The organism is Agrobacterium sp. RC10-4-1 (genome assembly GCF_014138475.1).
GTDB lineage: Bacteria > Pseudomonadota > Alphaproteobacteria > Rhizobiales > Rhizobiaceae > Agrobacterium > Agrobacterium pusense.
Genome location: NZ_JACJIT010000007.1, coordinates 347,314 through 360,123, shown reverse-complemented (window position 1 = coordinate 360,123; position 12,810 = coordinate 347,314). Strand labels below are relative to the sequence as shown.

11 protein-coding genes are annotated in these 12,810 nt (G+C 58.4%); 8 read left to right on the top strand and 3 right to left on the bottom strand.

What is annotated here, in order from left to right:
* Nucleotides 1-33 precede the first annotated feature (33 nt).
* The 3 genes from lysM to FHW77_RS20380 all read right to left on the bottom strand — a co-directional run bounded on the left by lysM (nucleotide 34) and on the right by FHW77_RS20380 (nucleotide 2,742).
* On the bottom strand, nucleotides 34-483 hold the full coding sequence (gene lysM, locus FHW77_RS20390) for a peptidoglycan-binding protein LysM (RefSeq protein WP_004444321.1): 450 nt from the start codon (nucleotides 481-483) through the stop codon (nucleotides 34-36).
* Between the two features lie 86 nt (nucleotides 484-569).
* The gene (arfB, locus tag FHW77_RS20385) at nucleotides 570-1,004 is read right to left on the bottom strand and encodes an alternative ribosome rescue aminoacyl-tRNA hydrolase ArfB (RefSeq protein WP_004444320.1); all 435 of its coding nucleotides are present in this window, start codon (nucleotides 1,002-1,004) and stop codon (nucleotides 570-572) included.
* Between the two features lie 127 nt (nucleotides 1,005-1,131).
* Nucleotides 1,132-2,742, bottom strand: coding sequence for a phosphoenolpyruvate carboxykinase (locus FHW77_RS20380; protein ID WP_035208087.1), 1,611 nt, complete (start codon nucleotides 2,740-2,742; stop codon nucleotides 1,132-1,134).
* Nucleotides 2,743-3,080: 338 nt separating this feature from the next.
* Here FHW77_RS20380 and chvI point away from each other — a divergent pair, with 338 nt between their 5' ends.
* From chvI to tsaE, 8 genes are all read left to right on the top strand, one after another.
* On the top strand, nucleotides 3,081-3,806 hold the full coding sequence (gene chvI, locus FHW77_RS20375; RefSeq protein WP_006700117.1) for a two-component system response regulator ChvI: 726 nt from the start codon (nucleotides 3,081-3,083) through the stop codon (nucleotides 3,804-3,806).
* Between the two features lie 57 nt (nucleotides 3,807-3,863).
* Nucleotides 3,864-5,654, top strand: a complete 1,791-nt coding sequence (chvG, locus tag FHW77_RS20370) for a two-component system sensor histidine kinase ChvG (RefSeq protein ID WP_004444315.1) — start codon at nucleotides 3,864-3,866, stop codon at nucleotides 5,652-5,654.
* Nucleotides 5,644-6,108 (top strand): HPr kinase/phosphorylase, encoded by a 465-nt coding sequence (locus FHW77_RS20365; RefSeq protein WP_004444313.1) that lies wholly within the window; start codon nucleotides 5,644-5,646, stop codon nucleotides 6,106-6,108. The genes chvG and FHW77_RS20365 overlap by 11 nt, the downstream gene beginning before the upstream one ends.
* Nucleotides 6,109-6,233: 125 nt before the next feature.
* A complete protein-coding gene (locus tag FHW77_RS20360) occupies nucleotides 6,234-6,635 on the top strand; it encodes a PTS sugar transporter subunit IIA (protein ID WP_003505374.1) in 402 nt (133 codons plus the stop codon).
* Nucleotides 6,636-6,646: 11 nt separating this feature from the next.
* The gene (locus tag FHW77_RS20355; protein WP_004444304.1) at nucleotides 6,647-6,922 is read left to right on the top strand and encodes an HPr family phosphocarrier protein; all 276 of its coding nucleotides are present in this window, start codon (nucleotides 6,647-6,649) and stop codon (nucleotides 6,920-6,922) included.
* A 121-nt stretch (nucleotides 6,923-7,043) separates the two neighbouring features.
* Nucleotides 7,044-8,444: an adenosylhomocysteinase gene (gene ahcY, locus FHW77_RS20350; protein WP_004444302.1), complete on the top strand. Its 1,401-nt coding sequence runs from the start codon at nucleotides 7,044-7,046 to the stop codon at nucleotides 8,442-8,444.
* A 208-nt stretch (nucleotides 8,445-8,652) separates the two neighbouring features.
* A complete protein-coding gene (locus FHW77_RS20345; protein WP_004444300.1) occupies nucleotides 8,653-11,298 on the top strand; it encodes a sensor histidine kinase in 2,646 nt (881 codons plus the stop codon).
* The gene (tsaE, locus tag FHW77_RS20340; protein ID WP_004444297.1) at nucleotides 11,295-12,806 is read left to right on the top strand and encodes a tRNA (adenosine(37)-N6)-threonylcarbamoyltransferase complex ATPase subunit type 1 TsaE; all 1,512 of its coding nucleotides are present in this window, start codon (nucleotides 11,295-11,297) and stop codon (nucleotides 12,804-12,806) included. The genes FHW77_RS20345 and tsaE overlap by 4 nt, the downstream gene beginning before the upstream one ends.
* Nucleotides 12,807-12,810 lie beyond the last annotated feature (4 nt).

Genomic DNA, 12,810 nt, shown 5'->3' with positions numbered 1-12,810 from the left:
CGGCATCTCCGTCGCAGCGATTACAAGGCGTTATCAGGCAAGGTCTGGAATGCGCAGAACCTGGCCGGGATAAATCTTGTCGGGGTGCGTCAGCATCGGCTTGTTGGCTTCGAAGATGATGTTATTCTTCGCGCCATTGGCCTTGCCATATTGCGCTTCCGCAATCTTCCAGAGATTGTCACCCTTTTTGACCGTATAGAAGACCGGTTCTTTCGCCGGCGCTTCGGCCACTTTCAACTCGCCGGCCTCGACCTTGGAAATGCCGAGCGTGTTGCCGACCGCGATGACCGCCTTTTCGAAAATCGATTGATCGGCCACTTCGCCCTTCAGGACAACCTTGTCATCCACCACCTCGACCTGAACCTTGTCGGTGCCGAGATCGTGGGAAGCGAGTTCCTTCTTGACCGCGTCGACATCCGGCGCGTCGTCGCCGCCGATACCAAGCTTCTTTCCCGCTTCCTTGATGAAATTGAACAGACCCATAGCACCCTCCTTGGTTGTATGGAGGCTTACCAGACGATATTTGAAGCTCCATGACAAGGGCGAAAGATTCGTCGTCTGATCGTCGCTTATTCGCCCGAAGGTTTGCCGCGCATCTTCTTGATATCGGAGCGACCGGACTTCGCCTTGAGGCGGCGCTCGACGGAGCCCTTGGTGGGTTTGGTAGCCTTGCGCACCGGCGGCGGGGGGGCGGCGGCTTCGAGGATCAGTTCCTTCAGGCGCTCGCGCGCATCCTCACGATTGCGCTCCTGGCTGCGAAACCGGCTCGCTTCGATCATCAGCACGCCTTCTTTTGATACGCGCCTGCCACCGAGCCGCAACGCATTGACCTTCACCCTTTCCGGAAGGGAGGGTGAATTCGCAATGTCGAAAAATAGCTGAACCGCTGTCGAAACCTTGTTGACGTTCTGGCCGCCCGGCCCGCCGGCCAGCACGAATTGCTCCGTCAGCTCCCAGCCGGCAATGGTGATGCGGTTATTGATGTAAAGCGGGTCGCTGGCCATGTTTTCTCTCCGCGCCGGTGATGCCACAGATCGTGAAAAATGAAAACAAGGACAAAACGAAAGAACCCGGCAAAAAGAAACCCGGCACTTGGGCCGGGTTCCCCTCCTCCTCATAAACGAGGCTTATTCATTCTGCCGCGAGCAAAAGGCCCGGCGCTGCGTCACGAACCTTGCTGTCGACGTGGTCTTCGAACTTGGTGAAGTTCGTGACGAACATCGACACCAGCTTCTTGGCTTGCGCGTCATAAGCTGCGCCATCGGCCCAGGTGGAACGCGGATCGAGGATCGCGCTGTCAACACCTTCAAGCGACTGAGGGACGGCGAAGCCGAAATTCGCATCGGTGCGGAACTGTGCGTTCTTCAGATCCCCAGTGAGAGCGGCGGTCAGAAGCGCGCGGGTGGCCTTGATGGGCATACGCTTGCCGATGCCGTAAGCGCCGCCGGTCCAGCCGGTATTGACCAGCCAGCAATCCACACCGTGCTTGCCGATCAGCTCACGCAGCAGGTTGCCATATTCGGCCGGATGGCGCGGCATGAAGGGGGCGCCAAAGCAGGTGGAGAATGTCGCTTCCGGCTCGGTCACGCCCTTTTCCGTACCGGCGACCTTGGCGGTGTAACCGGAGAGGAAGTGGTACATGGCCTGCTCCGGTGTCAGCCGGGCAATCGGCGGCAGCACGCCGAAGGCGTCAGCCGTCAGCATGATGATCGTCTTCGGGTGGCCGGCAATGCCCGTCTCCGATGCATTCGGAATGAAGTGCAGCGGATAGGCGCTGCGGGTGTTTTCCGTCAGCGAATTGTCGTTGAAATCAGGAACGCGGTTTTCGTCCAGCACGACGTTCTCAAGAACCGTGCCGAAACGGCGGGTCGCGGCGTAGATTTCCGGCTCGGCCTCGGCCGAAAGCTTGATCGCCTTGGCATAGCAGCCGCCTTCGAAATTGAAGATGCCGTGTTCGCCCCAGCCATGTTCGTCATCGCCGATCAGCGTGCGCGACGGATCAGCCGACAGCGTGGTCTTGCCGGTGCCGGAGAGGCCGAAGAAAACGGCAGAATCACCCTGCGGACCGACATTAGCCGAGCAATGCATGGGCATGACACCCTTGGCTGGCAGCAGGTAGTTCAGCACCGTGAAGACCGACTTCTTGTTTTCACCGGCATAGGACGTGCCGCCGATGAGAACGAGGCCGTTGGTAAGGTCGCAGGCGATGACTGTTTCCGAACGGACACCATGACGGGCCGGATCTGCCTTGAAGCTCGGCAGATTGATGATGGTGAGCTTCTGCTTGAAGCCCGCCAATTTTTCCTGCTTCGGACGGATCAGCAGATTGCGGATGAACAGCGAATGCCAGGCGAGCTCGGTGACGACGCGTGTCGGCAACGCATTTTCCTCATCGGCGCCGCCGATCAGGTCCTGAACATAGAGCGTCTTTCCGGCGGCATGGGCCAACATGTCCTGGCGCAACAACTCGAAGTTTTCCGGCGACAGCGGCTTGTTGTTGTCCCACCAGATGGTGTTCTCGGTGGACGCGTCGCGCACAACGAATTTGTCCTTCGGAGAACGGCCCGTGTGCTGGCCGGTGACGGCGCGCAGCGCACCGTCGATGGTCAGCTCGGCCTCGCCGTTGCGGATTGCCTCTTCGTATAGTTCGCTCTCATTGAGGTTATAAAAGACGCGGGAAGCCTTGCCCAGTCCGAGTTCTGCAACTCCGTTGGCAGGATTATGAACCCCAATCTCGGTCATGACGCGTTCCTTGTTAATGACGATAAGGCCGTTGAAATTTTCACGGAAAATACGTGGCACCTCTTGGAAACGCAAGAGCCGAAGTTTAAAAAACTTAGTAATTTCAATATATTAATCGATTTAAAAGATTTTATTTCTTTTTAAATCGGTTGAAGACGCATTAAAATTCAGCTGCGGCGTCTCTACGAAATCTCTTCGTCCTACCCTTGCGATTTTGGGGTGAGTTTTCCTTTGCCACAATTTGTTCCACCTTTATACTCAAGAGAGTGGCTCGCGGCGCACAACCTGGCTGGGTGAATGTCGGGAGTTACGAGAAAATGACGATGGAGACCAACTACATGCAGACGATCGCGCTTGTCGACGATGACCGGAATATTCTCACTTCGGTATCGATCGCGCTCGAAGCCGAAGGCTACCGGGTCGAAACGTATACGGACGGCGCTTCCGCGCTTGACGGGTTGATCGCCCGTCCGCCGCAGCTCGCCATTTTCGATATTAAGATGCCCCGCATGGATGGCATGGAGCTTTTGCGGCGCCTTCGCCAGAAGTCGGATCTGCCGGTTATCTTCCTCACCTCGAAGGATGAAGAGATCGACGAATTGTTCGGCCTGAAGATGGGCGCGGACGACTTCATCACCAAGCCGTTCTCGCAACGCCTTCTGGTGGAACGCGTCAAAGCCATCCTGCGCCGCGCCAGCAGCCGCGAAGCATCCGCCGCAACCGGCAACGTTCTGAAGCCGACGGCAGACCAACAGGCGCGCACACTGGAGCGCGGGCAGCTCGCCATGGATCAGGAACGCCACACCTGCACCTGGAAGGGCGAACCGGTAACACTGACGGTGACCGAATTCCTCATCCTGCATTCGCTGGCACAACGTCCAGGTGTCGTGAAAAGCCGCGACGCGCTGATGGATGCCGCCTATGACGAGCAGGTCTATGTGGACGACCGCACCATCGACAGCCACATCAAGCGTCTTCGCAAGAAGTTCAAACTGGTCGATGGCGACTTCGATATGATTGAAACGCTTTATGGCGTAGGATATCGCTTCCGCGAAGCGGCTTGAACGAGCCGACTCACGCAGAAGGGACCGCCCGGTATGGGGTGGTAAGGACTTGAATACGTGTTGAAAAAAACGCCGGAAACCGTCTCGGACAGTGACGATGCCGAAGAACGCGGCAGCGAACGCCGCCATCGTATCCATCCGCTGACGATCATCCGGCGCATTTTCGGCAATGCGGTGTTTTCCAGCCTCACGCGCCGCATCCTGTTCTTCAACGTCGCCGCGACGGTGGTTCTAGTCGGCGGCATTCTCTATCTCAACCAGTTCCGCGAGGGGCTGATCGATGCGCGCGTGGAAAGCCTGCTGACGCAGGGCGAAATCATAGCCGGCGCGGTTTCCGCTTCCGCCTCTGTCGATACCAACTCAATCACCATCAACCCGGAAAAGCTGCTCGAATTGCAGGCGGGACAGAGCATAACCCCTGCCCCCAATGATGAGGACCTGAGTTTCCCCATCAATCCGGAACGCGTGGCGCCGGTGCTACGGCGGCTGATTTCGCCAACGCGCACCCGCGCGCGGCTGTTCGATGCCGATGCCAATCTGCTGCTCGATTCCCGACATCTTTATTCGCGCGGTCAGGTGCTGCGCTTCGACCTGCCGCCAGTAACGCCCGAGACGCAGACCTGGGGCGACTGGTTCACCAGCATGTTCAACCGCATGCTGCAGCCGAGCAGCCTGCCGCAATACAAGGAAGCGCCTGGCGGCGATGGCTCTATCTATCCGGAAGTGATGAACGCGCTGACCGGCGTGCGCGGCGCGGTCGTGCGTGTCACGGAAAAGGGTGAGCTGATTGTTTCCGTGGCCGTACCGGTACAGCGCTTCCGGGCCGTGCTCGGCGTTCTGCTGCTTTCGACACAAGCGGGCGATATCGACAAGATCGTGCATGCCGAGCGCCTCGCCATCATGCGCGTCTTTGGCATCGCCACGCTGGTCAACATCGTGCTGTCGCTGCTCCTCTCCTCCACCATCGCCACGCCGCTGCGGCGGCTGTCGGCGGCCGCGATCCGCGTGCGCCGCGGGGCGAGAACCCGTGAGGAAATACCGGATTTCTCGGCGCGCCAGGATGAGATCGGCAACCTCTCTATTGCGCTGCGTGAAATGACGACGGCGCTTTACGACCGTATCGATGCGATCGAAAGTTTCGCCGCCGATGTCAGCCATGAGCTCAAGAACCCGCTGACCTCGCTGCGCAGCGCCGTGGAAACCCTGCCGCGCGCCAAGACCGAAGAGTCCAAACAGCGCCTGACCGAGATCATCTTCCACGATGTGCGCCGCCTCGACCGCCTGATCAGCGACATTTCGGATGCGTCGCGGCTCGATGCCGAACTGGCGCGCGCCGACGCCGCGCCGCTCGATCTTGATGTGCTGATGAAGGGTCTGGTGGATATATCCCGCCAGATAAGCACCAAGAAGAAAAGCGTGACGATCGACTATGTTGTCGACCGGAAAGCGGGCGCAAAGACCTCCTTCGTGGTGAACGGCCACGATCTGCGTATCGGCCAGATCGTCACCAACCTCATCGAGAATGCGCGCTCCTTCGTTGCCGAAGAAAGCGGCCGCATCACGGTACGCCTCTCCCGTCACAAGGATCGTTGCATCGTGCAGGTAGAGGACAACGGGCCCGGCATTCAGGCCGAAGATATCGACCGGATTTTTGAGCGTTTCTACACCGACCGGCCGGCGAGCGAAGGTTTCGGACAGAACTCCGGCCTTGGCCTTTCCATCAGCCGCCAGATCGCGGAAGCCCATGGCGGCAGCCTGCGGGCAGAGAACGTCGTCGACAAATATGGCGTGATATCAGGCGCGCGCTTCACCCTGTCGCTGCCGGCGGCTGAAACCCATGAACGCTGAACGCTTCAACCTGCACGCAACCGCGATCGTTGTTCAAAACACCGGCATCCTATTCACGGGGCCGTCGGGCAGCGGCAAAAGCGAACTCGCCTTCAGCTTCCTGACGGAGGCGGAACGGTGCGGATTGCCGGCCGCATTGATCGCGGACGATCAGATTTTCGTGTATCGCGATGGCGAGACCATCATCGCCGAACGGCCGGAAGCCATCGCCGGCCTGTTGGAATTACGCGGCAGCGGCATTGTTTCACTTAAAAGCATTGCGCGCGCGCCGCTACATTTCGCCGTCACGACAGTTGTTTCACCCGAAAATCCAAGACTTCCCGAAGATGACGAGATGTTATCGCTGCCGTGCGGCGGGCATCTTCCGCTTCTGCGTATTCCGCTTTCAAGTCTCACGCCCTATGGAAAATTTGCTGCACTTGCTCAGAATCTTTTCAAAACGAATGTGAAGTGACGATGATTCGGGCGATTTTAGGCTTGCGATTCGCATTTTCCTCATCAAGATGAAATCCCACCGATGGACAGGATTGCCGCGTTGCGATAGTCGGCAATGAGAGTGCGTGTGCAAGGGAGCATTTCATGATCGGACTAGTGCTTGTCACCCATGGCAAGCTGGCTGAGGAGTTTCGTCATGCGTTGGAGCATGTCGTCGGTCCCCAGAAATTGATCGAGACGGTCTGTATCGGTCCCGAAGACGACATGGATCAGCGCCGGCAGGATATCATCGACGCTGTCGCGCGCGCCAATGACGGCAATGGCGTCATCATCCTGACGGACATGTTTGGCGGCACGCCTTCCAATCTTGCGATTTCGGTCATGAATAACGGCAATGTCGAAGTCATCGCCGGGGTTAACCTGCCGATGCTGATCAAACTTGCCGGCGTTCGCAGCGAAGACAATATGGACAAGGCCCTTCAGGACGCATCCGATGCCGGCCGCAAATATATCAACGTCGCCAGCCGCGTTTTAAGCGGCAAATAAGAAGTCAGCCCATGTCGCCACTCTCCCGGGAACTACCGATCATCAACAAACGCGGTCTCCATGCCCGGGCATCAGCGAAATTCGTGCAGATGGTTGAAGGCTTCGACGCGACCATTACGGTTTCGAAAGACGGCATGACCGTCGGCGGCACCTCGATCATGGGTCTCATGATGCTGGCGGCCAGCCCCGGATGCAGTGTCTATGTCGAGGCGAGCGGCAATCAGGCCGAAGAGGCGCTCGCCGCACTTGAGGCCCTGGTCGCCGACCGGTTCGGCGAAGAAGCCTGAGCCATATAAAGACATAAAGACTTCTTTATATCATTATTGCCAGATCGTTCGTGGCCTGCTAAACCGCTGCTACGTAAAAAGCCGGGCCGCAATGTGCGGCGCTTCTGATCTGGAGAATCTCATGAGCCTTGAGAAGGACTACATCGTCGCCGATATCAACCTTGCCGCATTCGGCCGCAAGGAACTGGACATCGCCGAAACCGAAATGCCGGGCCTGATGTCCTGCCGCAAGGAGTTCGGTGAAAGCAAGCCGCTGAAGGGCGCCCGCATTTCCGGTTCGCTTCACATGACGATCCAGACCGGCGTTCTCATCGAGACGCTGAAGGAACTCGGTGCAGACATTCGCTGGGCCTCCTGCAACATCTTCTCGACACAGGACCATGCTGCAGCGGCCATTGCGGCAGCCGGCATTCCGGTCTTTGCCGTCAAGGGTGAGAGCCTGACGGAATATTGGGAATATACCGACAAGATCTTCCAGTGGACCGATGGCGGTCTCTCCAACATGATCCTCGACGATGGCGGCGATGCCACCATGTACATCCTGCTTGGCGCTCGCGCGGAAGCGGGCGAAGACGTGCTCTCCAATCCCGGCTCCGAAGAAGAAGAAATTCTCTTCGCGCAGATCAACAAGCGCCTCAAGGCTTCGCCCGGCTGGTTCACCAAGCAGCGCGACGCGTTGAAGGGTGTCACCGAAGAAACGACGACCGGCGTGCACCGCCTCTACGACCTCAGCAAGAAGGGCCTGCTGCCTTTCCCGGCGATCAACGTCAATGACAGCGTCACCAAGTCCAAGTTCGACAACAAATACGGTTGCAAAGAATCGCTGGTTGACGGCATTCGCCGCGCAACCGACGTGATGATGGCCGGCAAGGTTGCCGTGGTGTGCGGATACGGCGATGTTGGCAAGGGTTCGGCCGCTTCGCTGCAGGGCGCCGGCGCCCGCGTGAAGGTGACCGAAATCGACCCGATCTGCGCACTGCAGGCTGCCATGGACGGTTTCGAAGTCGTTCGCCTGGAGGACGTTGTTTCCTCCGCCGATATCTTCATCACCACGACGGGCAACAAGGACGTCATCCGCATCGAGCACATGCGCGAGATGAAGGACATGGCGATCGTCGGCAATATCGGCCACTTCGACAACGAGATTCAGGTCGCATCGCTGCGTAACCTGAAGTGGACGAACATCAAGCCGCAGGTCGACATGATCGAGTTCCCGAAGGGCAACCGCATCATCCTGCTGTCCGAAGGTCGTCTTCTGAACCTTGGCAACGCCACCGGTCACCCCTCCTTCGTCATGTCGGCCTCCTTCACCAACCAGGTTTTGGGCCAGATCGAACTCTTCACCAAGCAGGGCGAATACAAGAACGACGTTTACGTGCTGCCGAAGCACCTCGACGAGAAGGTCGCACGCCTCCATCTCGAGAAGCTTGGTGTGCGCCTGACTGAACTTTCCGACGTTCAGGCAGATTATATCGGCGTCTCGAAGCAGGGCCCGTTCAAGGCGGACCACTACAGATATTAATTTCATGGTTAATATCCACTGAAATTACACAATATCTAGATGCCGCGCGCTTGACAAAGCGCGCGGCATCTTTTTTGCGCGCTCCCTTTTCGCAGTTTTATGAAGGCGGTATTGTCATCAGACTTGATTCGGACGCACCACAGGGCGGTGCGGACGAAATGGGATGTCTTGTCGAAGATGCGGCACATAGGACGGAGACAGACCGGGGATGTCGGTTCAAAATTCGGATCTGCGCAAGCAGACAGTTCAACGCGTTGAAAACACGCAAGCGGGCGTGGCATTGAGCGCACAGACTCTGGTGCGTTTTGGCGCATCTGCGGACGGAAAACCGGTGTTCACTTTTCCTGGAAATGCTCTGGCACGTTGCCGGCTGGCAATCCGTGCGATCCGGACCGGCTTTTCACGGCTTCCGTTCCTGCTTTCCGGCACGTTTTTGGCCGGTTCAGCCACCGTGGCGCTGGCGCAGGATGGACTTGCGGCCAAAGCCGGCGCTCGGCTGTTTTCATCAGGTGAAACCATAACCTATTCGCTTTTCGTGGGTATGCTTTCCGCGACGCTGTTTTCAGTCGTCTGGCTGGTGCGCCAGCGCGGCAATATAGAGGCGGAGAGCAGCGAATTTCGCCAGGCGCTTGCCCAGTCTCACCACAAGATCGCCAAATACGAGGCGCTGATTTCCGACAAGAGCCGCCGCATCGTCATCTGGGATGGCGCAGAAAACCGTCCGGAATTTCTGGGGCAGCTGCCGGCCGAGACAGGCGTGCCGCAGGCGGACCAGGATTTTCTGGCCTTTGGCCGCTGGCTGAAACCGGCATCCGCCAGTCAGCTTGAGAAATCCATTGAAAAACTTCGTAGCCACGCACAGAGTTTCGATCTCACCATCGAAACGCATCGCGGCGAAGTTATCGAGGTTCAGGGCCGGGTTTCCGGCGGCAATGCCTTTGCACGCTTCATCGCCCTCAACAATCTGCGTGCGGAGCTCGCCGAACTGCAGGTGGAGCGTGAACGGCTGATCGCTTCCGTCTCGACTTTTCAGGAACTTCTCGATTCCATTGAGCAGCCCGTCTGGCGTCGCAATGGCGAAGGCGAACTTATCTGGGTGAACCATGCCTATGCACAGGCAGTGGATGCGCGGAATGCGGAACAGGCCATTCAGGAGAAACGAGAACTTCTGAACACGGTTACCCGGCAGAAGATACGCGCGGCCGCGACCCCGGAATCGCCCTATCACGACCGTATTTCCACGGTGGTTGCGGGTAATCGCAGCTTCTTCGATGTCGTCGACATCAAAACGGCGGGCGGGTCTGCCGGTATCGCCATCGATGCCACCGAGGCCGAAACCATCAGCGAGGAACTGAAGCGGGTTCTGAAGAGCCACGCCGAAACGCTGGATCATCTGGCAACGCCCGTCGCCATTTTCGATGGCCGGCAGCGGCTGCAATTCTATAATCAGGCTTTTGCGACTCTGTGGGGCCTCGACCTAGTGTTCCTCGAATCCGGGCCTGACAATTCAGAGCTTCTCGACAGGTTGCGCACCGCCGGCAAATTGCCCGAGCAGCTCAACTGGAAGAACTGGAAGGAGACGGCGCTCTCCGTATACCGCTCGCTCGATACCAAGACCGATCTCTGGCACCTGCCCAACGGCCAGACACTGCGGGTGATTGCGACGGCCCATCCGCAGGGCGGCGCAACCTGGGTTTTCGAAAACCTGACCGAGCAGGTCGATCTGCAAATGCGCTACAACACATTGGTGAAAGTGCAGGGCGAAACCATCGACCATCTGGCCGAGGGGGTCGCCGTGTTCGGTGCGGACGGTCGTATTCGCCTGTCGAACCCGGCATTCCGGGCGCTGTGGGGCGTGACTGCCGAACAGGCCGAAACCGGAACGCACATCCGCGCCATCGAAACCGCCTGCGCACCATCCTACGACGGGCCGGACGGCTGGCGCGCCTTCAGCCAGTTCATCACCAGTTTCGATGATGAGCGGCCATCCCGGCAAGGCACACTGGAACTGCTTTCCGGCCTCGTCCTCGATTATGCGATCATTCCGTTGCCGGATGCGCAGACCATGCTGACCTTTGTCAACATGACGGACAGCGTACGGGCTGAGCGCGCCCTTATGGAAAAGAACGACGCTCTTCTCAAGGCAGATGAGCTGAAGAATGATTTTGTGCAGCATGTTTCCTATGAGCTGCGTTCGCCACTGACAAACATTATCGGCTTCACCGATCTCCTGAAGACCCCGGGCCTTGGGGAATTGACGGAGCGGCAGGCGGAATATCTCGACCATATTTCCACGTCCTCCTCGGTCCTTCTGACGATCGTCAATGATATTCTCGATCTTGCGACCGTCGATGCCGGCATCATGCAACTCAATTATTCGGATAATGACCTGAACGAATTGCTCGAAGATGTTTCGGTGCAGATCGCGGACCGGCTGCAGGAAAGCGGCATTTCACTTCAGATCGTCGCCCCGGCTCATCTCGGCAGCCTGGTGGCAGACCACCAGCGCCTGAAGCAGATCCTCATCAAGCTCCTGACCAATGCGATCAATTTCGCGCCGGAAGGGTCTTCAGTTACGCTTTCCTGCCAGCGCAGCGAAGGTGACTTCATATTCTCTGTGGCGGACAAGGGACCGGGCATCCCGGAAGACATGCTAAAAACGGTCTTCGATCGTTTTTCGACCCGCGGCAATGGCGGCCGGCGAACCGGCGCCGGGCTTGGCCTTTCCATTGTCGAAAGTTTCGTCAGTCTCCACCACGGAACGGTTAGCATAGACAGCCGGCCCGGCAACGGCACCACCGTCACCTGCCGCATTCCTTCCGCCACGCGTCCGCATTCCATTGCCGCAGAATGAGCGAAAATGTCTTGCCGATCACCATTCCTCTTGCGGGGGAAAAGGACACCATCAGGCTCGGTGAAGACCTCGCGCTGGCGCTGAAGCCCGGCGATTGTCTGGCGTTGGTCGGCGACCTTGGCGCCGGTAAATCGACGCTTGCCCGCGCCTTCATCCGGGCGATGGCAGACGAGCCGGATCTTGAGGTTCCGAGCCCCACCTTCACCATCATCCAAACCTATGCCACCCGCATTCCGGTCGCCCATCTCGATCTCTACCGGCTTTCGGATGTTTCCGAACTGGATGAGCTCGGCATCGATGAGATGCTGGAGGATGGCATCTGCCTGATCGAATGGCCGGATATAGCAGGAGAGATTCTGCCACCGGGCCAGACCGTAACCCTGACGTTGACGCATTCCGGTGAAGGGCGGATCGCCTCCATCGAGGCTCCGGCAAATCCGAAAGCGCGGCTTGAGCGGGTTTTTGCCATCCGGGAATTCCTCGCCAGAAATGGCAGAGGTGACGCGGTCCGCCGCTTTCTGAGCGGCGATGCTTCCACCCGTGCCTATGAGACCATCTCCACCGATGGCCCGGACCTTATCCTGATGGATTGGCGCCGCCCCTTGAAAGGCGCCATCGTCGCCGACGGCAAGACCTATGCGGAGATTGCCCATCTCGCCCAGGATGCCCGCTCCTTCGTGGCGATCGGTAATTATCTGCGGAATCGCGGCTTTTGCGCGCCGGAGATCATCGCGGCGGACATCGACCAAGGCATTCTCCTGTTGCAGGATCTGGGGCGAGATGGAGTGTTAGCCGCCGATGGCGCCCCAATCGAGGAGCGCTATCTGGAAAGCATTGCCTTTCTGGCGGCACTTCATCAAGCGTCACAACCCGGTCCCCTGCCCGTGGGTGATGGCAGCACCTATGAGGTTCCACCCTTTGACCGGCAGGCGATGAAGATCGAGGTCTCGCTGCTGGTGGAATGGTATCTGCCCTATAAGCGCGGCAGGCCACTGTCCGATGGCGAGAAGCAGGAATATTACGCCATCTGGGACGCTCTGATCGACTCGCTTGCAGATTGCGAAAACGGGCTGCTGCTGCGCGACTTCCATTCGCCAAATATCCTCTGGCAACAGCAGAATGCCGGCATACGACAGGTCGGCCTGATCGATTTTCAGGACGCGATGATTGGCCCGACCGCCTATGATCTCGCTTCCATTGTTCAGGATGCCCGGGTTACAATCGAGCCCGGATTGCAGGCACGCCTGCTTTCGCATTATCTCGAGAGCAGGCGACACACGCCTTCTTTCGATGAGGCTGCTTTTCTCAAGGCCTTCTCCATCATGTCGGCGCAGCGCAACTGCAAGCTTGCCGGTATCTGGGTCAGGCTGATGGAACGGGATGGCAAACCCGGATATATGAAGCATATGCCGCGGACGTTCCGCTATCTCGCCGCAGCGCTTTCGCATCCGGAACTTGCGCCGCTCAGAGACTGGTGCCTGCGCATGGGCATGGACTTTAACGACTGAAAGA

Bases quoted from the DNA above. Each gene is read 5' to 3' on its own strand.
- FHW77_RS20355 (WP_004444304.1), top strand. From the start codon at position 6,647: ATGTCGCCACTCTCCCGGGAACTACCGATCATCAACAAACGCGGTCTC.
- FHW77_RS20345 (WP_004444300.1), top strand. From the start codon at position 8,653: ATGTCGGTTCAAAATTCGGATCTGCGCAAGCAGACAGTTCAACGCGTT.
- ahcY (WP_004444302.1), top strand. From the start codon at position 7,044: ATGAGCCTTGAGAAGGACTACATCGTCGCCGATATCAACCTTGCCGCA.
- chvI (WP_006700117.1), top strand. From the start codon at position 3,081: ATGCAGACGATCGCGCTTGTCGACGATGACCGGAATATTCTCACTTCG.
- lysM (WP_004444321.1), bottom strand. From the start codon at position 483: ATGGGTCTGTTCAATTTCATCAAGGAAGCGGGAAAGAAGCTTGGTATC.
- FHW77_RS20360 (WP_003505374.1), top strand. From the start codon at position 6,234: ATGATCGGACTAGTGCTTGTCACCCATGGCAAGCTGGCTGAGGAGTTT.
- tsaE (WP_004444297.1), top strand. From the start codon at position 11,295: ATGAGCGAAAATGTCTTGCCGATCACCATTCCTCTTGCGGGGGAAAAG.
- FHW77_RS20365 (WP_004444313.1), top strand. From the start codon at position 5,644: ATGAACGCTGAACGCTTCAACCTGCACGCAACCGCGATCGTTGTTCAA.
- FHW77_RS20380 (WP_035208087.1), bottom strand. From the start codon at position 2,742: ATGACCGAGATTGGGGTTCATAATCCTGCCAACGGAGTTGCAGAACTC.
- arfB (WP_004444320.1), bottom strand. From the start codon at position 1,004: ATGGCCAGCGACCCGCTTTACATCAATAACCGCATCACCATTGCCGGC.